We start from the raw sequence: 21334 nt of genomic DNA, 5'->3' as shown, positions 1-21334 counted from the left end.
GGCTAGCCGAACATCCGGCAGCCGGGGAACGGGTACGGCCCGTCCTCGGGGACGTCGAGCACCGCGCTGTCGCCCACCGGCTCGTAGCCGAGGTCGGTCCGGGCGTTGGCCGTGTCCCAGCGGGCGGGGGTGTTGGCCGAGACCCCGAAGTAGACGCCGAACCGGACGTCGGCGGTCAGCGCGGCCAGGACGAGGGCGCGGGCGTCGTCGTCGAACAGCTGCATGCTCGCGTACCGCCGTTCGAGCAGCGGGTAGCCGGTCGACCCCAGCCGCAGGCAGACCACCGACACGCCGTGCCGCTCGGCGTGCCGCCTGCCGAGGTCCTCGACGGCGACCTTGCTGTCGCCGTAGGCGCAGCACGGCCGGGGTGTCCACTCCGGACTGATCAACTCCTCGCCCGCCCCGTGGTACCAGCCCGTCGCGTGCACCGAGCTGGCCAGCACGATCCGCGGCACCCGGTCCCCGCACGCGCGGAGCAGGACCTCCGTGACGTCGACGTTGGCCCGCCACGCCGTGGCGCGGTCCTGGCCAGGGCTGGGATTCGCGGCGAGGTGGAGGACCGCGTCGGCGTCGCGCACGGCCTCCGCCGCCTGGTCGGGGTCGGACAGCTCCAGGTGCTCCGCGCCGGGACGGGCGTCGACCAGGCGGGTGTCCGGTGGCAGGACGGGTCTCAGGACGGTGGCGACCCGGCCCAGGCCGCCGGTCACGATCAGCATCCCTTCAGCCTGGCCCACCGGCGGGACCGCGGGAAGCCCTGTCGACTCCTGTATGATACAGGTTATGACAGATTCTCGGACGTCGTGGCTGGCCGGTGAACTGCGGGAGCGGGTCGCGCTCGGCGACTACGGGTCGTCCGGGGCGTTGGACAGCGAGGCCGAGCTGGGCCGCCGCTACGACGTGAGCCGGGTGACCGTCCGGCGGGCGCTGGAACAACTCCGCGAGGAAGGGCTGCTGGCGTCGCGCAAGGGCGCGGGCTGGTACGTCGTGGCCGGCGCGTCGTTCGGGCAGTCCTTGGCGCTGGGCACCTTCCAGCACGCGGGCTCGGCGGTCGCCGAGGCAGGCGTGCCGCTCGCGCGCTCGGTCGTCGAATACGGCTACGGCCCCACGCCTGTGGGCGCGGCGCACCTGCTGGCACTTCCCGCCGACGCGGAGACGCTGCGCGTCCAGACCGTGCGGCGGGCGGGCGCGACACCGCTGGACGTCGTCACCGAGTGGGTCCCCCTGGAGTTGGCAGCGCCGGTCAGCCGCGCGGACGCCGAGGACCCCGGAACGTGGGAAACCCTGCGCCGTCAAGGACAGGCGATCGCCGTGGTCCGGCAGAGCATCGCCGCCACGGCCGCCACCGACCGGGTCGCGGACCTGCTGGAGGTGGCCGCGGGCACCCCGGTGCTGCTGGTCCGCCGGCTCGCCGTGGGACCCGACGACCGGCCCGTCGCCCTGTCCGAGCACCGCTACCTCGGGCACCGGTTCCGGCTGGACGTGGAGTTCCACGGCTGGCCCGCCGCCGACCCGCCCGGCGTCGCCCCGATCACCGAACAGGAAGGCTGACATGCGTCTCCTCGTCACCGGCGCGGCCGGGTTCATCGGGTCGCACTTCGTCCGCGAGCGGGTGCGCGACCACCCGGAGGACACCGTCGTGGCGCTGGACGCCCTGACGTACGCGGGCACCGAGGCGACCCTGGCCGACGTCCGCGACCGGATCACCTTCGTGCACGCGGACATCGCCGACGCCGAGGGCGTGCTGCGCGAGCACGACGTGGACGTGGTGGTCAACTTCGCCGCCGAGTCGCACAACAGCCTCGCGGTCCTCGACCCCGGCAGGTTCTTCCGCACCAACGTGCTGGGCACGCACGCCCTCCTGGAGGCCGCCCGGCAGGTCGGGGTCGCGCGCTTCCACCACATCTCCACCTGCGAGGTCTACGGCGACCTCGCGCTCGACGCCGAGCGGGCGTTCACCGAGGAGTCCCCGTACCGGCCGCGCACGCCGTACAACGCGAGCAAGGCGGGCGCCGACCACGCGGTCCGCGCCTACCACGAGACGTTCGGGCTGCCGGTCACGATCACCAACTGCGCCAACAACTACGGCTCGCACCAGTTCCCGGAGAAGGTGCTGCCGCTGTTCACCACCCACGCGCTGGACGGCCGTCCGCTGCCGGTCTACGCGTCCAAGGACAACCGCCGCGAGTGGATCCACGTCCGCGACCACGTCCGCGCGATCGACGCCGTGCTCGACCGCGGCCGGATCGGCGAGACCTACCACGTGGGCACGGGCGTGGAGGCCAGCGTCGAGCGGATCGCGGACCTGGTGCTCGACGAGTTGGGGCTGCCGTCGTCGCTCAAGCACGAGGTGCCCGACCGCCCCGGCCACGACCGGCGCTACCTGCTGGACTCCACCAGGATCCGCCGCGAACTCGGCTGGGAACCGCTGGTGGGGTTCGAGGAGGGCGTGTGCGACACCGTGCGCTGGTACGCCGAGCACCGCGACTGGTGGGAGCCGCTGCGCGACCGTTCCCCGGTCGTGGAAGGGGCGTGGGCCCGGTCGTGACCCCCGCTCAGCGCTTCAACGGTTCGAGCAGGCGGTGCGGGCCACGGGCTCGCGGGCCGGGGAGGTCGGCGTCGGCGGGGCTCTCCGGCCGGGTCCGGACGACGTCGCGGGGCGGGGGGACGACCCGGCACCGCGCGCAGTAGCCCGCGTTGTCCAGGGCGTCGCCGCACTGGTGGTGGGTGAGGAGCTGACGCGACTCCGGCTCCAGGTAGTACTCGTTGCCCCACTGCACCAGGCCGGAGAGCGCGGGCCAGAGCTTCTCGCCCTTCGGGGTCAGCTCGTACTCCTCGTGCGCCCCGATGCCGGGCACGCGGGCCACGATGTCCTCCTCCACGAGCCGGTTCAACCGCTGGGTGAGGATCGCGGGGGAGACCCCGATGCGGGTGCGGATGTCGGTGTAGCGGCGCAGCCCGTAGAAGAGGTTGCAGATGATCAACAGGGTCCACCGCTCGCCGACGACCTCCAGGGATCGCGCGGTCGGGCAGTCCTGGTTCCGGTAGCCGGTGCCGAGTGCCATAGCTCCCACTTTACCTCTTGGTTCGGTCACTGAACCAACTTTTTGGTACGGTGACCGATGTGACTACTTCTATGATAGAACTAAATGGCGCTCTTCCCCGTGCCCGGCGGGTGTCCCGCCCGGTCGGTTTCGCGGGGATCTCGGCGGCGATGGTGGCGATCCTGGTCGCGGCGGGCTCGCCGACCCCGCTCCTGCCGATCTACGAGAAGGCGTGGGGCTTCCCGCCGTGGATGCTGACGCTCGCGTTCGGCGTCTACGCCATCGCGCTGCTGATCGCGATCCTGGTGGTCGGGTCGCTGTCCGACCACGTCGGCAGGCGGCCGGTCATGGTCGGGGCGCTCGGCCTCGAACTCGTGGCGATGGTGGTGTTCCTGGTCGCGCCGTCGATCGGCTGGATCGTCGTCGGGCGCGTCGTCCAGGGGATCGCCACCGGCGCCGCGTCGAGCACGTTGAGCGCCGCGGTCGTGGAACTCGCGCCCGACCACCGCAAGAAGTTGGGCGCGCTGATGACCGGCATGGCGCCGCTGGCGGGCCTGGGCATCGGCGCGCTGTTCGCGGGCGTGCTGGCCCAGTTCGCGTCCGACGCGGCGTTCGCGGTGTGGCTCGTCCTGGTGGTGGTCATGGCGGCGGGCACGGTGTTCACGCTGGTCACACCGGAGACGGCGACGCCGAAGCCGGGCGCGCTGGCCTCGCTGGTCCCGCGCGTCTCGGTCCCGCCGCGGGTGCGGACGCTGTTCGCGTCCACCCTGCCGGGGATGATCGGCGTGTTCATGACGATGACCCTGTACATGGGCCTGGTCCCCACCGTGCTGGCGGCGGTGTTCAAGATCAGCAGCCCGCTCGTCGGAGCACTGGGCGCGTTCGTCGCGTTCGGCGCGGGCACGGTCGTGTCGGCGTTCACGAGCGCCGTCCACCCGCGCAGGCTGCGGCTCCTCGGCGCGACCGGGTTGGCGGTCGGCGCGATCCTGTTCGTCGGCAGCGTCGGCACGGTGTCGCTGCCCCTGCTGTGGGGCGCGGCGCTGTTCGGCGGGGCGGGCCTGGGCGCGTTCTTCTCCGGCGCCACCCGAGGCCTCGTGCCCGAGGTGGAACCCCACGAACGCGCGGGCCTGTTCGCCACGCTCTACCTCGTCGCCTACCTGGCGATGGGCGTCTCCGCGATCGTCGCGGGCCTGTTCGTCGGCGTGGTCGGCGTGACGACCATGGCCATCGGCTTCGGCGTCATCCTCGCCCTCGTCGCCTTGGCGGGCGTGCTCGCCACAGCGGCCCGTCGCGCCGGGTGAAGGGAGAACCCCGTGGAGAAGTTCCTCGACCGCAACAAGGTGTTCGCCGAGACGCGGTTCGATCCCGGTCTGCGCATGAGGCCGAGTTCGGCCACGATCGTCATCGGCTGCGTCGACCCGCGGGTGGATCCCGCCGTGGTTCTCGGTGCGGAGCAGGGGGAGGTCCTCGTGCTGCGCAACGTCGGCGGTCGTGTCACCCAGCGGACGCTGCTGGAACTGGTGATGCTCCGGGAAGTGGGGCGGGCCAACGGGTCCGGTCTCGGTGACGGGTGGGACGTCGTCGTCCTCCAGCACACCCAGTGCGGCATCACGCTGATCCGCGACCGGCCGGACCTGCTCAGCCCGTACTTCCAGGTCGACGTCCGCCGTCTGGACGGCAAGGCGGTCGACGATCCGCGGGCTGCTGTCGCCCACGACGTCGGCGTGCTGCGCGCTGAGACCCGGTTGGCCGGGATCCGCGTCTCCGGGCTCGTCTACGACATCACGACCGGGCTCGTCGAGACCGTCGTCGAGCCCTGATCACGCCCCGGCACGGGGCAAGGACGCGGGGTGCCACCGGTCGAGCACGCGGTCGCGCGCGACCCGGCCGCCCTCGACCAGCGCGCCCGTCAGGGCGGAGTCGTTGCCGAGTTCGCCCTGGCGGAGCTTGTCGGGGTAGGGAACGCGGTCGCGGACCTGCTCGAACAGCAGGTCGGAGCGGGTGGCGAGCACCACGACCTCCGGGTCGACGACGGCGACGACCAGTGCGGCGACCGTGGCGAGCGCGCCCGCGAGGGCGGTCACCGCGGCCACCGCGTCGCTCTCCCCGGCCTCGGCGCGGTGGTACAGGTCGTGCGGCACGGTGCCGCCGCCCGCGAGGAAGGCCGAGGTGGCGGAGTCGTCCGAGGGCATGCCCGGCACGGTGAGGTAGCGGTCCGCGCCGGGGGTGCCGGTCGCGCCGCGGTGCGCGCCGAACCGCGACGCGAGGCCGACGCCGAACCCGTCGTCGACCAGGACGCTCGCGTGCAACGCCGCCGACGTCGTGGCGGAGTGGGCCTCGGCGAACGCGGCGAGGTCGGCGGCGGTGCGGAAGTGGACGTCGGGGCCGACCGCTTCCTCGATCCGGTCGAGGAACCCGGCCTTGGCCCAGCCGGGGAAGTGCTCCGCGGCGCTGAAGCAGCGGCGGTCCGGGTCCACGGTGAGCGGGCTGCTCACCAGGCGCACCACCACGTCCCGCTCGTCGATCCGGGCGGCCTCCAGCAGGTCGCGGGTGAACCGGCCGAGCGCGGCGACGGAGGTCGGACCGGAGCGGGCGGTGTTGCGCGTGCTGATGCGGGTGACGACCTGGTCGGTGAAGTCCATGACCACGCCGCGGATCTCCGCGCGGGTGACGTCCACGGCCAGCACGTAGCCCGCGGTCGGGTCGACCTCGAACACGGCGGCGTTCGCGCCGACCCCGCCGGTGCGGTGGCCGCACGCCCGGATGAGCCCCAACGACTCCAGGTCGTCCAGCGCCGAGTGCACGGTGGGCCGCGACAGCGTCGTGCCCCGGACCACCTCGGGCCGGGTCGCCCGGCGCAGGGCGTGCATCACGTCCATCACCGTGCGGAGGTTGAGGGCTCGCGTGGTCGAGTGCGAGTTCACGGGTGAGGGGTTCATGCCCTGTCCTGATCCATGGGGGTCGGCGAGTCGTGTCGAGGTTAGTTGCGGTGATCACCGGATCCGGCTCGCGCCGCCGGCCAAAAGGTGCCCGATCCCCGGCGCGGATGACCTATCGTTCGATAGACGAGCGGGATCGAGGAGGACCATGGTCGGCACGCACGACGAGCGGAGCACCCGGACGCGAGTGCTCGCCGAGGCGGCTCGCCTCTTCGCCCGGCGAGGGTTCCACGGCACGTCCACCAGGGACATCGCCGAGGCCGCCGGCATCCGGCAGCCCTCGCTGTACGCGCACTTCCCGTCGAAGCAGCTGGTCGCGGCGGCACTCCTGGACGCGGAGCTGGCGCCCGCCCTCGACCGGGTCGAACACCTGGCGGGCCTCGCCGCGCCGAGCCCGGTCAAGCTGCACGCCCTGCTGGCGGCCGAACTGGAGGCGATGGACCCCGACGTCCGCCCGCTGTTCGGCGACGCCGTGGTCGCCGAGCCGGAGCTGGCCGATCAACGTCGTCTCTTGCACCGGCTGTTCGCGCTGGTCAGGGGCATGGTCGACGCCGGTGTCCGCGCCGGTGACCTCGCCGCCGACCCCGAGGTGCTCACGGCGCTGGTCGTCTCCCACCTGAGCGGGGCCACCTCCCGGCACCTGGTCGTGGCGCCTAACGCGCTCGCGCTCGCCGACCTCGTGGTGCGCGGCGCGCTGGCCCGCCCGGAGCTGTTGCCCGAGGTCAGGGCCGCGGCCGGTCGACTGCGCCCCGACCGCGTCCCCGAAGCCCTGCCCGCGGTGCTCCCGCCGGGCGACACCCACCCCCGTGTCGGCGCCCGCCTGCGCGCCGAACGGGAGGCCCGCCGTCGCACGGTCGCCGAGGTCGCGGAGGCGGCGGGCCTCACCAAGGGGTTCCTGTCGCGGATCGAACGCGACCTGGCCAACGCCTCGGTGGCGGCGCTCGTGCGGCTGTGCGCGGTGCTGGACCTGCCGATCGGCAGCCTGTTCGACGACCCGCCGCCCGGCGAGGTCGTGCGCGGCGGCGCATACCCGTCCATCGCCTTCGGCGGCGACGGCCTGCGGGAGTACGCCCTGACCCCGCGGGGGGAACGGCGGTTCCAGGCCATCCTCAGCGAGATCGCGCCTGGCGGGACCAGCGGGAACGAGCCGCACGTGCTGCCGGGCGACGTCGAGTTCGTGCTGGTGCTGGCCGGGACCGTGGTCCTGGAGTTCCCGACCAGCGGGGCCGACTCCACGATGACGCTGTCCACCGGCGACGCGTTCACCTTCGACCCCGGCACGCCGCACGTCTTCCGCTCCGGCACGACGGCCGCCGCGGCGCGGGTGCTGTGGGTGCTCAGCCCGGCGCTGCCGGACGGCGGGGGCCGGGCGCGGGCGTCGGAGGTTCTGCCGTCGTCGAACTAGTAGAAAACAACTGTTGCCTAGCGGGCCACTGTCTGTTTAGTCTCATCGCAGCGAGGGGGCACTCCACTGTTGTGAGGCGGTAGAACTGCATGACATCGCACCCGGACACCTCGGCCCCTCCCGCGAGAACGCTCATCGAGAGCCGATCGATCGATTGGGTCCCGGAGGGCGAGCGCACCGGCAAGCTGTGGCACCAGGGACCGCTGTGGTTCCTCGGCAACTTCCAGTACTTCTCCATCCCCATCGGCTTCATCGGCCCGTCGCTCGGCTTGTCGCTGGGCTGGTCCGTCGTCGCCGGGGTCCTCGGCATCGCCATCGGCACGCTGTTCATGGCGTTCCACGCGTCGCAGGGCCCGGCCATGGGCCTGCCGCAGATGATCCAATCCCGCGCGCAGTTCGGGTACCGGGGTGTGATCGTCCCGCTGGTCGGGACCCTCTTCACCTACCTGGCCTTCAACGTCGCCGACACCATCCTGCTGAGCGAGGGGCTGCACAGCTCGTTCGGCCTGGACCCGAAGCTGGTGGCCGCCGTCGCGGCGCTCGGCGCGGCCGTGCTCGCGATCTTCGGCCACGACTGGCTGCACACCGCGTTCCGCGCCCTGCTCTACGTCTCGCTGCCGGTCATGACGATCCTGACCATCGGCGTCCTGGTCGGCGGCGCGGGCGGCACGCCTCCCGCGCCGGGCGCGTACGGCTTCTCCTGGATCGCGTTCATGGCGCAACTCGGCGCGGCCGCCGCCTACAACATCACCTACGCGCCCTACGTCTCGGACTACTCCCGCTACCTGCCCGTCGCCACGGCCCCGCGGAAGGTGATCGCGGCCGTGTTCTTCGGCGCCTCGACCTCCGCGATCTGGCTGATCGCGCTGGGGGCGTGGCTGGCCATCAGCCTCGGCGCGCAGGACGGGCTGGCGGGGCTGCAACTCGCGGGCAACACCGTCATCCCGTACCTGGGCGACGCGGCGGCGCTGCTGTCGGCGGTCGCACTGTGGGCCACGATGGGCATGAACGCCTACGGCGGCACCCTGACCGTGCTGACCATGGTCGACTCCTTCAAGCCCATCACCCCCGGCAGGCGGGCGCGGATCGTCACGGTCGTCGCCCTCACGGTCGTCTGGTACGCCGTGTCCTCGGTCGTGGAGGCCGGGTCGGTCGCCACGGTGCTGTCGTCGCTGACCCTGATGCTCTACGTCCTGGTGCCCTGGACGGCGACCAACCTCGTCGACTACTTCCTCGTCCGCCGAGGCCGCTACGCGCTGGGCGACCTCTTCCGGCCGGACGGCGTGTACGGCACGTGGTCGTGGCGCGGGATCACCGCGTGCGCCGTCGGTTTCGTCGCGCAGATCCCGTTCATGGTCCTGACCGACATCAACGGCTGGAGCTACAGCGGGGTCGTCGCCACCGCGCTCGGCAACGCCGACATCGCCTGGCTGGTCGGCCTGGCCGTCACCGGCGTCGTCTACTTCGCCCTGGCCCGTTCCCTCGACGTGGACGCGGAGATCGCCGCGGGCGACTCCGTTCCGCACCAGTGAAGGAGGACCGTCGATGACCGCCTCCGTCCACACCGGACCGGCGATCGTGCTGCGACCCGGCGGCACGCCCGTGAGCGAGACCGTCCACGTCGTGCCCCCGGCCCGCGGCCAGGTCCAGGTGGACGTCCGCGCCACCGGCGTCTGCCACTCCGACCTCCACCTCGTCACCGGCGACTGGCCGGTGGACCGGCCGCTGGTGCTCGGCCACGAGGGCGCGGGCGTGGTCAGCGCGGTAGGGGAGGGCGTGACGGCCTTCGCCGAGGGCGACCGGGTCGTCCTGTCCTGGTACGCCCCCTGCCGCGCCTGCCGGTTCTGCGGGGAGGGGCGGGCGTGGCTGTGCACCGGCACGACCGCGCTGGACAACACGCTGCCCGGCGGTGGCACGCCGTTCACCGACGCCCGTGGTGACGAGGTCTGGCCCTACCTGGGGCTGGGCACGTTCTCGGGTCGGGTGGTCGTGCCGGAGTCGGCCGTCGTCGCGGTCGACCCGGCCGTCCCGTTCGAGGTCGGCGCGCTGCTCGGCTGCTCGGTCACCACCGGCGTCGGCGCGGTCCTCAACACGGCTCGGGTCGTGGCGGGGCGGTCCGCCGTCGTCGTGGGCTGCGGCGGTGTCGGCCTCTCGGTGATCATGGGCCTCCGGCTCGCGGGAGCCGATCCGATCATCGCCGCCGACCTCTCCGAGCACCGGCTGGCGACCGCACGGAAGATGGGCGCGACGCACACCGTCGACACGCGGTCGGTCGACCTCACGGCCGCCGTCGCGGACCTCTGCGGCGGCGCGGACTACGCGTTCGAGGCGGCGGGCCGGGTCGAGCTGATCGAGCTGCTGCCCGCGCTGCTCGGCCGTGGCGGGACCGGTGTCCTCGTGGGCATGCCGGGCTTCGAGGCGCGGGCGTCGTTCACCCCGTACGACTTGGCCGACCAGGGCAAGTCGTTGCTGGGCTGCAACTACGGCTCCAGCGTCGCCGAGGTCGACGTGCCGCGGCTGGCCCGCCTCTACCTCGACGGACGGCTCCCGCTGGACCTGCTCCTCGGGTCCGTGCGCCCGCTGGCCGACGCCCCCGCCGCGCTCGACGAGCTGCGCCGCGGCATCGGCCTCCGCTCGATCCTCATTCCCGACGACAGGACTGGTGCCCAGCGGTGACCCGTTACGCCACAACCGATCCGACCACCGGCACGGTCGTCGCGACCGTGCCCACCGCGACCGACGAGGAGGTCCGGGACGCCGTCGACCGCTCCGCCGCGGCCTACGCGGACTGGGCCCGCACCCCGGTGGGGGAGCGGAGCCGCCTGCTGCGCCGCGTCGCGGAGCTGTTCCTCGAACAGGTCGACCCGCTGGCCGAGGCCGCCGCCCTGGAGATGGGCAAACCCCTGCGCGAAGGCTGGGAGGAGGCCGAGCTGTGCGCGGAGATCTTCGCCTACTACGCCGACAACGCCGAGGCCCTGCTGGCGGACCGGCCGGTCGACTCGACCCGGCACCGCGCCGTCGTGCAGAAGCGGCCGCTCGGACCGCTGCTGGGGATCATGCCGTGGAACTTCCCCTACTACCAGGTGGCCCGTTTCGCCGCGCCGAACCTGCTGGTGGGCAACACGATCCTGCTCAAGCACGCCCCCGGCTGCCCGCGGTCCGCCGCCGCGCTGGAGGACCTGCTGCACGCCGCGGGCGTGCCTCGCGACGTCTACCTCACCCTCTACGCCACCGACGCCCAGGTCGGGGACGTGATCGCCGACCCGAGGGTGCGGGGCGTGTCCCTGACCGGCGGTGAGCGGGCCGGAGCCGCCGTCGCCGAACAGGCCGGGCGGCACCTGACGAAGGTCGTGCTGGAACTCGGCGGCTCCGACCCCGCGATCGTCCTCGACAGCGACGACCCCGTCGCCCTCGCCGACACGCTCGTGCTGTCCCGCGTCTACAACGCCGGGCAGGCGTGCAACGCGCCCAAGCGCCTCATCGTCGTCGGCGACCTCCACGACGTGCTGGTCGACCACGTCGTGGAGCGCGTGTCCGCGTTGACCGTCGGCGACCCGCGCGACCCGGCCACCGACGTCGGCCCGCTGTCGTCGCGCCCGGCCGCCGAGGCGCTCGTCGCGCGGATCGACCGCGCGGTCGCCGACGGGGCCGTCCTGCACGTCGGCGGCACGCTCGTGGACGGCACGAGCGCCTACGTCCGCCCCGCCGTGCTGACCGGGATCGCCCCCGGCACGGTGTCGCACCACGAGGAGTTCTTCGGCCCGGTCGTCGTCCTCTACCGCGCCGCCGACGTCGAGGAAGCCGTCGCGCTGGCCAACGACACGCCCTACGGCCTCGGCGCGAGCGTGTTCTCCGCGGACGCGGACCGCGCTCGGGCGGTGGCCGAGCGGATCGACGCCGGCATGGTGTTCCTCAACGAGGCGGGCGGTTCCTGGGCCGAGATCCCGTTCGGCGGCGTCAAGCGGTCCGGCTTCGGCCGGGAACTGGGCACGGCCGGGATCACCGAGTTCGTGAACGACCGGGTCGTGAAGCTCTGACCACCCACCAGCACGCGGAGACCCGATGACCCCCCCGCAAGGCCCCGTCGACAGCTCCACCGTCCCGCGGTTCGCCGGTCCGGCCACGTTCGCGCGCATCCCGCGGCTCGACGAGGTCGGCCGCGCCGGGATCACCGTACTGGGGATCCCGTTCGACAGCGGGGTGTCCTACCGCCCCGGCGCCCGGTTCGGGCCCAGCCGGATCCGCGAGGCCTCCCGGCTGCTGCGGCCGTTCAACCCCGCGCTGGACGTGGCCCCGTTCGAGGTCGTGCAGGTCGCCGACGCGGGCGACGTGCCGGTCAACCCGTTCGACATCCGCTCGGCGCTCGACACCATCGAGGCCGCCGCGCTCGCCATGACCTCGGAGGGGCAGAACCTCGTCACCATCGGGGGCGACCACACGGTCACCCTGCCGCTGCTGCGGTCCGCCGCCCGGCGGCACGGGCCGGTCGCGCTCGTCCACTTCGACGCCCACCTCGACACGTGGGACACCTACTTCGGCGCGGACTACACCCACGGGACCCCGTTCCGCCGGGCCGTCGAGGAGGGCCTGCTGGACACCGAGGCGCTGTGCCACGTCGGCACCCGCGGTCCGCTCTACGGCAAGAAGGACCTGGAGGACGACCGGCGCTTCGGCTTCGGGATCGTCACGGCCGCCGACGTCTACCGCAACGGCGTCGACCACGTGGCCCAGCAGTTGCGCGAGCGGGTCGCGGGTCGCCCGGTGTACCTGTCGATCGACATCGACGTCCTCGACCCGGCGTTCGCCCCCGGCACCGGCACACCGGAGGCGGGCGGGCTCAGCAGCCGGGAGCTCCTGGAGATCCTCCGCGGCCTCAACGGCCTGGACATCGTCGGCGGCGACGTCGTCGAGGTGGCCCCGGCCTACGACCACGCCGAGATCACCTCGATCGCCGCCGCCCACGTGGCCTACGACCTGGTGTCGCTGATCGCCCTGACCAGGGGCCGGGCGGCCGGGCCCGACCGGGAAACGCGCGAAGTCCCCTGAGCCCGCCGCCGAGCCTGCTACAAGTGGGGGATGGGGGCGGAGTTCCGGTTGCTGGGCGAGGTCGAGGCGACGGTCGACGGGCGGGAGGTCGACCTGGGGCACGCGCGGCAGCGCGCGGTGCTGGCGGCGCTGCTGGTCGACGCCAACCAGGTCGTGCCGGCCGACCGGCTGGTCGACCGGGTGTGGGGCGAGCGCGTGCCGGAGACCGGCCGGAACGCGCTCTACAGCTACCTGTCCCGGCTGCGGTCCGCCCTGCCCGAATCAGTGGGGCTTGGCCTGCGCCGCCGGTCGGGCGGGTACGTGGCCGTGGTCGACCCGCAGCTCGTCGACCTGCACCGGTTCGACCGGTCCCTGACGGCCGCGCGGGCGTCGACCGACGGGGCCGCGCGGCTCGCGGCGCTCGACACGGCGTTGGGGCTGTGGCGGGACCGGCCGTTGGCGGGCTTGGACGGGCCGTGGTTCGAGGGCGTCCGGGCCCGGCTGGAGCGGGACCGGACGGCCGCGGAACTGGACCGCGTCGACCTGCTGTTGGGCAGCGGACGGCACGCGGAGGTGCTGTCCGCGGTCGTGGCGGCCGCCGAGCGGCACCCGTTGGACGAGCGGGTGGCGGGGCAATTGCTGCTCGCGCTCTACCGCAACGGTCGACAGGCGGACGCGTTGGAGCACTACCGGCTCGTGCGGGCCCGGCTGCGGGACGAGCTGGGCGTCGACCCCGGCCCGGAGCTGAGCGAGCTGCACCAGCGGATCCTCACCGCCGCACCGGACCTCGTCCCGGCCACGCCCGTCGTGCTCGCCCAGCTGCCCGCCGAGCTGGGCGGTTTCGCGGGCCGCCACGCCGTGCTCGCCGAGCTGGACACCCTGTCCGTGGCGACGGGACCGGTGGTCGTGGCCGCGATCACGGGCGCGGCGGGCGTGGGCAAGACCGCATTGGCGCTGCACTGGGCGCACCGCGTCCGCGCCCGGTTCCCGGACGGCCAGCTGTACCTGAACCTGCGCGGGACCGGGTCGCCGCTGCCGCCGTCGCACGCGCTGGCCCGGCTGCTGAGCGACTTGGGCGTGGCCGAGGTGCCCACCGAGGTGGACGCCGCGGCGGCCGCCTACCGGTCGGCGCTGGCGGGACGGCGGGTGCTGGTGGTGCTGGACGACGCGGCGAACGCCGTCCAGGTGCGCCCGCTGCTGCCGGGGTCGCCAGGCTGCCTGGTGCTGGTCACCAGCCGGGACCGGCTGGACGGGCTGGTGGCCCGCGAGGGCGCGCGGCGGATCGGGCTCGACGTGCTCACGCCCGAGGACGCGCTGGTGGTGCTGGAACAGGTGGTGGGGTCGGCGCGGATCGCCGCCGAACCGGCCGCCGCCGCGGACGTGGTGGAGCTGTGCGCGCGGTTGCCGCTGGCGTTGCGGATCGCCGCCGCGAACCTGGTGGGCCGCCCCGGACTGCGGATCGCCGACTACGCGGCCACGCTGCGCACGGGGGACCGGCTGGCCGAGCTGGAGGTGACCGGGGACGCGGAGACGGCCGTCCGGGCCGCGATCACCTTGTCGTACAACGGTTTACCCGTGCGGGCACGGCGGGTGTTCCGGCTGCTGGGGCTCATGCCGGGGCTGGACCTCACCGAGCCCGCCGTCGCGGCGCTGGTGGGCACCGAGGACGTGCGCCCGGAGCTGCGGGAGTTGACGGCGGCGCACCTCGTGGCCGAGCACGGGCCCGGTCGGTACACCTTCCACGACCTGCTGCGCCTCTACGCCGCCGAGCGGGCCGTCGCCGAGGACGGACCGGACGGCGAGGCGGCGTTGGACCGGCTCGGAGCCTGGTACGCGGCGACCACGGACCTGGCCGTGGAGGCGCTGGACGCCCGACGACCCGTGCCGCCGTTCGAGAGCGGTGACCGGGCGCTGGACTGGCTGGCCGCCGAAGCGCCCACGCTCGTCGCGGTCGTCGAGCGCGCCGCCGACCGCGGGGTGCGCGAGCACGCCTGGCGGTTGGCCGTCGCGTTGCGCCGGTACTTCCCGCGCGGCGGCGCGGTGCACTGGGAGGCGGTCACCCGCGCCGGGCTGCGCGCGGCGAAGGAGGGCGGTGACGCTCACGCGCAGACGCAGTTGCACAACAGCCTGGGCGCGTTGCGCTGGCAGCAGGGGGAGTACTCGGCGGCTGCGGACCACTTCCAGCAGGCGCTCGCCCGCAGCACGGCCGCGGGCTGGGCCACCGGGCGGCTCGTCGCGTCGTCCAACCTCGGGATCCTGCGCTACTGCACGGGTCCGCTGTCCGCGGCGGCGGAGAACCTGGTCCGGGCCGAGCGGATCGGGGCGGAGGAGGGGATCGACGTCCACCGCGGCACCGTGCTGATCAACCTGGGTGCCACCCGCATGGGTCAAGGGCGGATCGGCGAAGCCGTGGCGATCCTCGACCGCGCGCGGCTCGCGTTCGGGCGCGGGGGCCCGGATCGAGGACTGGGCATGGCCCTGGAGTGCCTCGCGGACTGCCACCTGCACCTCGGCGACCTGGTCACGGCCGACCAGCACGTCGACCGAGCCGTCGAGCACTGCACCCGGCACTCGTTCGACCACGAACTCGCCGCCGCCCTCCGGATGCGGGCCAAGGCCCGCGAGATCCGCGGTGACCTCGACGAGGCCGCGGAGGTGCTGGCCGAGGCGCGGGAACTGGCCGACGGGCACCACCTGTTCGAGCTGGACGTCCGCAACGCGCTCGGCGGGGTGCTGCGCAAGCTCGGCCGCCCGGAGGAGGCCGCGGACCTGCACGATTCCGCGCTGGTCGACGCCAGGCGGTCCGGGTTCGCGCACGGCGAGCTGGAAGCGCTGCTCGGCCTCGCCGCCGTGCACCTGTCCCGCGGTGAGGCCGCGGCCGCCGCGACCCACGCGCTCATGGCCCGCGCTCGGGCGCACGAGACCGGGTACGTCCTGCACCACGCGCGCGCCCTCGTCGCCTCCGCGGCGGCGGATCTCCTGACCGGGCACCGGCAGCGGTCCGCCGAGCTGGCCGAACGGGCGCTCGACGTCCAGCGCCGCTCGGGCAGCAGGCTCGACGAGGCCGACACGCTGCTCACCCTCGGGCGGGCCGGGAACGGAGTGCTGCGCGACGAGGTCGAGTGGCACGCGCTGATCGCCCGTTTGGGGTAGCGCTCGCCTTGACAACAAAAGTTGTCGGTGCGAGGGTGTGCCGGTGCACGACGTAGCGGTGATCGACGATCCGGGCGCGGCCGAGGTCGCGCTGGACCCGGTGCGCGCCCGGCTGCTCGCGGAGCTGGCCGAACCGGGCTCGGCGACGACGTTGGCGCGGCAGGTGGGGCTGACCAGGCAGAAGGTCAACTACCACCTGCGCGCGCTGGAGCGGCACGGGCTGGTCGAGCTGGTCGAGGAGCGGCGCAAGGGCAACGTCACCGAACGGGTGCTGCGGGCGACCGCGGCCTCGTACGTGATCTCGCCGAACGCGCTGGCCGCGGTCGAGCCCGATCCGGGCCGCTCGCCCGACCCGCTGTCCGCGCGGTGGCTGCTCGCGGTGGCCGCGCGGCTGGTCCGCGACGTGGGCGACCTGATCACCGGCGCGGGCAAGGCCCGCAAGGAGGTCGCGACGTTCGCCCTGGACGGCGAGATCCGGTTCGCCTCCGCCGCCGACCGCGCCGCGTTCGCCGAGGAGCTGACCGGGGCGGTGACGTCGCTGGTGGCGAAGTACCACGACGAGACCGCCGCTGGCGGACGGGCGCACCGGGTCGTGATCGCCGTGCACCCGACAGTTCAACGAGCAGAGAGGGAGCGATGATGTTCGTTCCGGTGAGCAGCATCCCGGTCGACGACCAGGAGAAGGCCCTGGCGTTCTACACCGACGTGCTGGGCTTCGTGAAGAAGACCGACATCCCCGTCGGCGACGCCAAGTGGCTGACCGTCGTCTCGCCCGACGCGCCGGACGGCGTCGAACTGCTGCTGGAACCCGACGGCAACCCCGGCATCGTGATCGACGGCAAGCCCGCCGCGCAGGTGTACAAGAAGACGCTCTACGACGCGGGCGTCCCGTACACGATGCTCGGCACGACCGACCTGGACAAGGACTACGCGCGGCTCAAGGAGCGCGGCGTCCGGTTCACCCAGGAGCCGATGAAGACCGACTTCGGGGCCATGGCGGTGTTCGACGACACCTGCGGCAACCTCATCGTCCTCACCCAGCAGGGCTGACCGCGTGGAGGAGCGCAGGAGCCTGGCGAAGGAGGTCGAGCTCGCCGCCACCCCGGACGAGGTGTGGAAGGCGATCTCGACCCCGGAGGGCATGTCGCTCTGGTTCGTGCCGCACGAGCAGGTCGACGGCGAGGTCGAGGCCGACTTCGGCGGCGGCAACACCCAGGCCGGGTTGGTGCTGGAGCAGGAGCCGGGCAGGCGAGTCGTCTACGGGGCCCCCGGCCCGGACGGCGTGCCGCCGATGGCGATCGAGTTCCTGGTCGAGGGCAAGGACGACGGGACCACCGTGCTGCGGTTGGTCCAAAGTGGATTCTTCGGTGAGGACTGGGAAGCCGAGTACGACGGGTTCGGCCGGGGTTGGGACATGTTCCTGCACAACCTCGCCTCGTACTTCCGGCACTTCGCCGGGTTGTCGGCGGTCGGCGTGGTCGCCTTCGGGTTCACCGCTCGGGCCGGGGTTGAGGTCTGGGCGGACCTGGTCGCTCGGCTCGGGGCGGATCCTGTTCTTGGTGAACGGGTTCGGTTGACGCCCGAGGGTGTGGAGCCGATCGAGGGTGTGGTGGACCTGCGGGACGAGTCGGTGGTGGGTGTTCGCACCGAGCACGGCTTCTACCGGTTCATGGTCGACGACGCGCACCACATGGTGAACACGACGCAGTACTTCTACGGGGTGTCGGTGGATCGGGCGTCCCGGACTGCCGCTTGGCAGTCGTGGATCGATGGGCTGGCCGGGAACAGCTAGTCGCGAAGGGTGTCCTCTGTGGACACCCTTCGCGGTTGGTCTCGTCCGTCGGGGATCGTTCTGGCGTGAGTCTCCCGGCGGCTGCGACTTCCCGCGTGCTGTGGCAGGGGACCCCACATCTCGGCCTTGATCGGGCTGAAGGGCGGTTCATGGGGAGCCCACCCGATCCCACTCCGCTCTTGCCAGCTGGTATACCGGTATGCCAGGCTGCTGCGAGTCGCCGTTCACCCCGGTGACGTGCTCGTCGGTGACGGGGAGGGCGTGGTGTGCGTGCCCCCGTTGCGGTGACGTACCCGCCGGACGCCACGACGTTGCGCGAGTGAGGAGACGTGGTGGACGGCAAGTCCACCCGAGTCCACTGAGGACGGTGGGGGCGTCGTGCGCATCACCTCGATCGAGACCGTCGTGCCGGACCTGCCGTTGGGCAGGCCCTTCACGTTCGTCCGCCTGCACACCGACGAGGGGTTGGTCGGGCTGGGGCAGACCGTCGACCTCCGCACGGTCGACGTCATCCACGACCTGGGCCGCCGGTTCCTGCTGGGCGCGGACCCCCGGCGGGTCACGGCGCTGTGGCACCGCATGGTCGACTGGGTCGCCTACCACGGTTACGCCGGGGCGGAGATCCGCGCGATCTCGGCGTTCGACATCGCCTGCTGGGACCTCGTCGGCCAGGCCGCGGGCCTGCCGGTCGTGGCGTTGCTCGGCGGGGCCGTCCACGACTCCGTGCCGATCTACAACACCTGCGGCAACTACGGCGGCGTCTCCGACGACGATCGGGTCGTGGCCGATCCGGTGGGTCTCGCGGAGGAACTGCTGGCCCAGGGTGTGACCTGCCTGAAGTGGTCGCCGTTCGACCGGTACGCCGAGGAGAGTCACGGCCAGTACCTGACCACCATGCAACTCGCCGAGGGCGTGTCCGGGATCGAGAAGATCGCCTCCGCGCTCGGCGGCCGGGTGGAGGTCATGATCGACGCCCATGGCGCGTGGAGTCCGGGGTGCGCCGCGCAGATCGTGCGCGCGCTCGACGGGCTGCCCGTGCGGTGGCTGGAGGACCCGGTCTCCTCGGACAACCCGGTGGAGTGGGCGCGGCTGCGGGCCAAGAGCACCGTGCCGATCGCGGGAGGCGAGCGGTTGCTGACCCGCAACCAGCTCCGCGGCCTGCTCGACGTCGGCGGTGTCGACGTGCTGATCAGCGACGTCACGTGGTCCGGCGGCATCACCGAGGCGCGGCGCACGGCCGACCTCGCCGACCTGCACGGCGTTCCGCTGGCGACACATGGCAATTCCGGGCCGGTCACCCTGTGGTCGTCCGCGCACGTGCTCACGTCGGTCCGCAACGCCGGTCCCGCCGAGACCCACCGCGTCCACCACGACCCGGTGTCGGGCTACTTCCACACCCTGGTCGACGGGGAGCCCGTGGTGGTCGATGGCCGATTGCGCGCTCCGACCGCGCCCGGTCTCGGGATCGCGCTGCGCGACGATTTCCCCGTGCTGCACCGTCGTGAACAAGAAAGCGGAAATCCGGCCTTGTGACAGCGAGGAACACCAGTTGTTCGGAGATGGTCCAGAATTGACACGGCCGCAGCGGTGACGCTATTCGCAAGGAAACTCGATCAGGCCGTCGAGGAGTCCTGACAACCGGAAGGGCAGTGTCGTGACCCCTGTTGGAGAACCGCGGTTCGCGCCGCTGGGCGAACCGCGAACCAGGACCGATCTGGTGGTCGACGCGCTCAAGGTGGCGATCCTCGACGGCTCCCTGCCGCCGGGGCACCCGCTGTCCGAACGCGACCTGGCCGCCAGGATGGGCGTGTCGAAGACGCCCGTGCGGGAGGCGTTGAAGCTCCTGCGCTCGACCGGGCTCGTCGAACTCGGCGCGTACCAGCAGGTCACCGTCCGACGCGTGGACAGCGCGCTGGTCAGCGAGCTGTACCACGCGCGACTGGTGATCGAGCCGCACGCCGTCGGCCTCGCCGCCCACGGCCGGGGCCGGACACCTCTTCCGGAAGCCAGAACCGCGCTGGAAGAGGCGGTGGTGGCGGCGTCGGCTGACGACCTCGCGACCGCGAGCCTCGCCAACCGCCGCTTCCACCGGCTGCTCTACGCGGAGTGCGGAAACCGGTTCCTGGTCGACCAGCTCGACCAGCTCCGCGACCTCACGGCGCTGGCCGCGACCGTGGGGTGGCGGCAGGGGCGGACGGACCGCGAGGAGGCGGCCGAGCACGCGGCGATCCTGGCCGCGTTCGAACAGGGCGACGAGGAACTCGCGACCGACCTGATGCGCGCCCACATCGCCACCGCCCGAACGCATCTCCTGCACGTCCTGCCGACAGTCGAATAGCTATTCCGTCCAGGCTCGTCGAAATGCGTCGAGTCTCTTTGCCGTGTGCGAAAAACGGTCGTTATTCCACTGTTGACAAATTCTTCTCGATGCTCGCAAACTGAAGTCCCCTGCTCTTCAACGGGAAATGGCAAGGCCGCCAATCCGGAGGAGATAGATGTCTCGTTTGCGATCGTTGAAGGTGTTCTCGGTGGTGATCCCCCTGCTGCTCACCATGGTGGCGATCACCCCCGCGGTGAAGGCGGCTCCCGCCGTCTTCGCCCATCCCGGCGTGCTCAACAGCGCCGCTTCGCTCGACTTCATCCGCACCAAGGTGAACGCGGGCGCGCAGCCGTGGAAGTCCGCGTACGACAGCATGATGGCCAGCAAGTACGGCTCCCTGACCCGTGCGCCGAAGCCGCGCGCGGTGGTGGAGTGCGGGCCGACGTCCAACCCGAACAACGGGTGCACCGACGAGCGGGAGGACGCCATCGCGGCGTACACGATGTCGCTCGCCTGGTACATCACCAGGGACACCCGGTACGCCCAGAAGGCCGTCGCGATCTTCGACGCCTGGTCGGGCACGATCACCAGCCACACCAACAGCAACGCCCGCTTGCAGACCGGTTGGGCCGGGGCGACCTGGCCGCGCGCGGCCGAGATCATCCGGTACAGCTACACCGGGTGGTCGGCGTCGAGCATCGGCAAGTTCTCCACGATGCTGCGCACCGTCTACCTGCCGACGCTGCTGCCGGGAGCCGTGTCAATGAACGGCAACTGGGAGCTGGTGATGATGGAGGCGGCGATCGGCATCTCCGTCTTCTTGGAGGACAAGACCAGCTACGACAAGGCCATGACCAAGTTCCTCGGTCGCGTGCCCGCGTTCATCTACCTCACCAGTGACGGATCGCTGCCCAAGGTCGCGCCGGGCAGCGGCCTGAGCGGTCGGACGGCGATCGTGAACTACTGGCAGGGGCAGGGCACCTTCATGAACGGCCTCACCCAGGAGACCTGCCGCGACTTCACCCACACCGGGTACGGTCTCGCGTCGATCTCCGACGTGGCCGAGACGTCCAGGATCCAGGGCACCGACCTGTACTCGACGGACGTCGGCGAACGCCTCCGCCAGGCACTGGGCCTGCACTCCCAGTACCAGCTCGGCACGGCCATGCCGTCGAACCTGTGCGGTGGCACCAAGTCCGGCAGCCTCGGCCCGGTGACCGAGGTCGGCTTCAACGCCCTGCACACCAGGCTGGGCATCGCGATGGCCAACACGCAGAAGCTGACCGAGCAGCGCAGGCCCGCGGGCAGCGACAACCTGTTCGTGGCCTGGGAAACCCTGACCCACGCGGAAAACCCGAACTAGCCCCACCGCCCGGTGCGCCTTCGGGCGCGCCGGGCCCAGGGCGGCGTGCCACAGAGCGAGCCGCTCGCTTCCACCGCCGCTCGGGTTCGGGTGGCGGTTTTCGGTCGACTCGGGTGTCACGCCGATGCCGACCCCGAGTTCACCGGACTTCGCCTCGCGGGCGATCAGCACGATGGACGAGCCGCCAGTCCCAGCCGCGACGTCCAGTGCCTCCCTGCTCGCTCGGGACCTGCCCGCTCGACTGCTGCGGGTCGGCCCGCCCCGCGCTCGATCGCGCCGGACCCCTCCGCGCCGCC

The 21334-nt window shown here is 72.5% G+C and carries 19 protein-coding genes; 16 read left to right on the top strand and 3 right to left on the bottom strand.

Features of this window, described 5'->3' with window-relative positions; all coding sequences use genetic code 11:
- Positions 1-2: 2 nt before the first annotated feature.
- Positions 3-716, bottom strand: coding sequence for an NAD-dependent epimerase/dehydratase family protein (locus ACFWW9_RS19155; RefSeq protein WP_390379139.1), 714 nt, complete (start codon positions 714-716; stop codon positions 3-5).
- Between the two features lie 64 nt (positions 717-780).
- Here ACFWW9_RS19155 and ACFWW9_RS19150 point away from each other — a divergent pair, with 64 nt between their 5' ends.
- Both ACFWW9_RS19150 and rfbB read left to right on the top strand, forming a co-directional pair.
- Positions 781-1548, top strand: coding sequence for a GntR family transcriptional regulator (locus ACFWW9_RS19150; RefSeq protein ID WP_390379136.1), 768 nt, complete (start codon positions 781-783; stop codon positions 1546-1548).
- 1 nt (position 1549) lies between these two features.
- A complete protein-coding gene (gene rfbB / locus ACFWW9_RS19145) occupies positions 1550-2545 on the top strand; it encodes a dTDP-glucose 4,6-dehydratase (RefSeq protein WP_390379133.1) in 996 nt (331 codons plus the stop codon).
- A gap of 7 nt (positions 2546-2552) precedes the next feature.
- Here rfbB and ACFWW9_RS19140 read toward each other — a convergent pair whose 3' ends face one another.
- Positions 2553-3062, bottom strand: a complete 510-nt coding sequence (locus ACFWW9_RS19140) for a winged helix-turn-helix transcriptional regulator (protein WP_390379130.1) — start codon at positions 3060-3062, stop codon at positions 2553-2555.
- Between the two features lie 110 nt (positions 3063-3172).
- On the opposite strand from ACFWW9_RS19140, the gene ACFWW9_RS19135 reads away from it, so the two are divergent.
- Both ACFWW9_RS19135 and ACFWW9_RS19130 read left to right on the top strand, forming a co-directional pair.
- Entirely contained in the window at positions 3173-4342 is a 1170-nt protein-coding gene (locus ACFWW9_RS19135) for an MFS transporter (RefSeq protein ID WP_390379127.1), read from the top strand.
- A gap of 12 nt (positions 4343-4354) precedes the next feature.
- Positions 4355-4861: a carbonic anhydrase gene (locus tag ACFWW9_RS19130; protein WP_390379124.1), complete on the top strand. Its 507-nt coding sequence runs from the start codon at positions 4355-4357 to the stop codon at positions 4859-4861.
- On the opposite strand, the gene ACFWW9_RS19125 is transcribed toward ACFWW9_RS19130, so the two are convergent.
- Complete coding sequence (locus ACFWW9_RS19125; RefSeq protein ID WP_390379121.1) at positions 4862-5980, bottom strand: ROK family protein; 1119 nt, start codon at positions 5978-5980, stop codon at positions 4862-4864.
- 148 nt (positions 5981-6128) lie between these two features.
- Here ACFWW9_RS19125 and ACFWW9_RS19120 point away from each other — a divergent pair, with 148 nt between their 5' ends.
- The 12 genes from ACFWW9_RS19120 to ACFWW9_RS19065 all read left to right on the top strand — a co-directional run bounded on the left by ACFWW9_RS19120 (position 6129) and on the right by ACFWW9_RS19065 (position 21038).
- Positions 6129-7385, top strand: a complete 1257-nt coding sequence (locus ACFWW9_RS19120) for a TetR family transcriptional regulator (RefSeq protein WP_390379118.1) — start codon at positions 6129-6131, stop codon at positions 7383-7385.
- Positions 7386-7474: 89 nt separating this feature from the next.
- Positions 7475-8917: a purine-cytosine permease family protein gene (locus ACFWW9_RS19115; protein ID WP_390379115.1), complete on the top strand. Its 1443-nt coding sequence runs from the start codon at positions 7475-7477 to the stop codon at positions 8915-8917.
- 13 nt (positions 8918-8930) lie between these two features.
- Positions 8931-10061: an alcohol dehydrogenase catalytic domain-containing protein gene (locus tag ACFWW9_RS19110; RefSeq protein WP_390379112.1), complete on the top strand. Its 1131-nt coding sequence runs from the start codon at positions 8931-8933 to the stop codon at positions 10059-10061.
- A complete protein-coding gene (locus ACFWW9_RS19105; protein WP_390379109.1) occupies positions 10058-11422 on the top strand; it encodes an NAD-dependent succinate-semialdehyde dehydrogenase in 1365 nt (454 codons plus the stop codon). The genes ACFWW9_RS19110 and ACFWW9_RS19105 overlap by 4 nt, the downstream gene beginning before the upstream one ends.
- 25 nt (positions 11423-11447) lie before the next feature.
- Entirely contained in the window at positions 11448-12431 is a 984-nt protein-coding gene (speB, locus tag ACFWW9_RS19100) for an agmatinase (protein WP_390379106.1), read from the top strand.
- Between the two features lie 30 nt (positions 12432-12461).
- The gene (locus ACFWW9_RS19095) at positions 12462-15563 is read left to right on the top strand and encodes a BTAD domain-containing putative transcriptional regulator (RefSeq protein ID WP_390379103.1); all 3102 of its coding nucleotides are present in this window, start codon (positions 12462-12464) and stop codon (positions 15561-15563) included.
- A 43-nt stretch (positions 15564-15606) separates the two neighbouring features.
- Positions 15607-16203, top strand: a complete 597-nt coding sequence (locus ACFWW9_RS19090) for an ArsR/SmtB family transcription factor (protein WP_390379100.1) — start codon at positions 15607-15609, stop codon at positions 16201-16203.
- On the top strand, positions 16200-16613 hold the full coding sequence (locus ACFWW9_RS19085; RefSeq protein ID WP_390379098.1) for a VOC family protein: 414 nt from the start codon (positions 16200-16202) through the stop codon (positions 16611-16613). The genes ACFWW9_RS19090 and ACFWW9_RS19085 overlap by 4 nt, the downstream gene beginning before the upstream one ends.
- Before the next feature lie 4 nt (positions 16614-16617).
- Entirely contained in the window at positions 16618-17355 is a 738-nt protein-coding gene (locus ACFWW9_RS19080; RefSeq protein ID WP_390379095.1) for an SRPBCC domain-containing protein, read from the top strand.
- 378 nt (positions 17356-17733) lie between these two features.
- Positions 17734-18888: a mandelate racemase/muconate lactonizing enzyme family protein gene (locus ACFWW9_RS19075; RefSeq protein ID WP_390379092.1), complete on the top strand. Its 1155-nt coding sequence runs from the start codon at positions 17734-17736 to the stop codon at positions 18886-18888.
- 121 nt (positions 18889-19009) lie between these two features.
- Positions 19010-19693, top strand: coding sequence for a GntR family transcriptional regulator (locus ACFWW9_RS19070; RefSeq protein ID WP_390379089.1), 684 nt, complete (start codon positions 19010-19012; stop codon positions 19691-19693).
- Between the two features lie 157 nt (positions 19694-19850).
- Complete coding sequence (locus ACFWW9_RS19065) at positions 19851-21038, top strand: alginate lyase family protein (protein ID WP_390379085.1); 1188 nt, start codon at positions 19851-19853, stop codon at positions 21036-21038.
- The last annotated feature ends 296 nt before the right edge of the window (positions 21039-21334 follow it).

It is taken from the genome of Umezawaea sp. NPDC059074 (assembly GCF_042738955.1).
Lineage (GTDB): Bacteria > Actinomycetota > Actinomycetes > Mycobacteriales > Pseudonocardiaceae > Umezawaea.
The sequence above is the reverse complement of the archived record's forward strand: the minus strand, read 5'-3'. Positions and strand labels throughout refer to the sequence as shown.

What these genes read in the sequence shown, in the direction of transcription:
- ACFWW9_RS19125 (WP_390379121.1), bottom strand. Translation starts at nt 5,980, where the DNA reads ATGAACCCCTCACCCGTGAACTCGCACTCGACCACGCGAGCCCTCAAC.
- ACFWW9_RS19115 (WP_390379115.1), top strand. Translation starts at nt 7,475, where the DNA reads ATGACATCGCACCCGGACACCTCGGCCCCTCCCGCGAGAACGCTCATC.
- ACFWW9_RS19085 (WP_390379098.1), top strand. Translation starts at nt 16,200, where the DNA reads ATGATGTTCGTTCCGGTGAGCAGCATCCCGGTCGACGACCAGGAGAAG.
- ACFWW9_RS19110 (WP_390379112.1), top strand. Translation starts at nt 8,931, where the DNA reads ATGACCGCCTCCGTCCACACCGGACCGGCGATCGTGCTGCGACCCGGC.
- ACFWW9_RS19095 (WP_390379103.1), top strand. Translation starts at nt 12,462, where the DNA reads ATGGGGGCGGAGTTCCGGTTGCTGGGCGAGGTCGAGGCGACGGTCGAC.
- ACFWW9_RS19155 (WP_390379139.1), bottom strand. Translation starts at nt 716, where the DNA reads ATGCTGATCGTGACCGGCGGCCTGGGCCGGGTCGCCACCGTCCTGAGA.
- ACFWW9_RS19150 (WP_390379136.1), top strand. Translation starts at nt 781, where the DNA reads ATGACAGATTCTCGGACGTCGTGGCTGGCCGGTGAACTGCGGGAGCGG.
- ACFWW9_RS19140 (WP_390379130.1), bottom strand. Translation starts at nt 3,062, where the DNA reads ATGGCACTCGGCACCGGCTACCGGAACCAGGACTGCCCGACCGCGCGA.
- ACFWW9_RS19120 (WP_390379118.1), top strand. Translation starts at nt 6,129, where the DNA reads ATGGTCGGCACGCACGACGAGCGGAGCACCCGGACGCGAGTGCTCGCC.
- ACFWW9_RS19065 (WP_390379085.1), top strand. Translation starts at nt 19,851, where the DNA reads ATGTCTCGTTTGCGATCGTTGAAGGTGTTCTCGGTGGTGATCCCCCTG.
- rfbB (WP_390379133.1), top strand. Translation starts at nt 1,550, where the DNA reads ATGCGTCTCCTCGTCACCGGCGCGGCCGGGTTCATCGGGTCGCACTTC.
- speB (WP_390379106.1), top strand. Translation starts at nt 11,448, where the DNA reads ATGACCCCCCCGCAAGGCCCCGTCGACAGCTCCACCGTCCCGCGGTTC.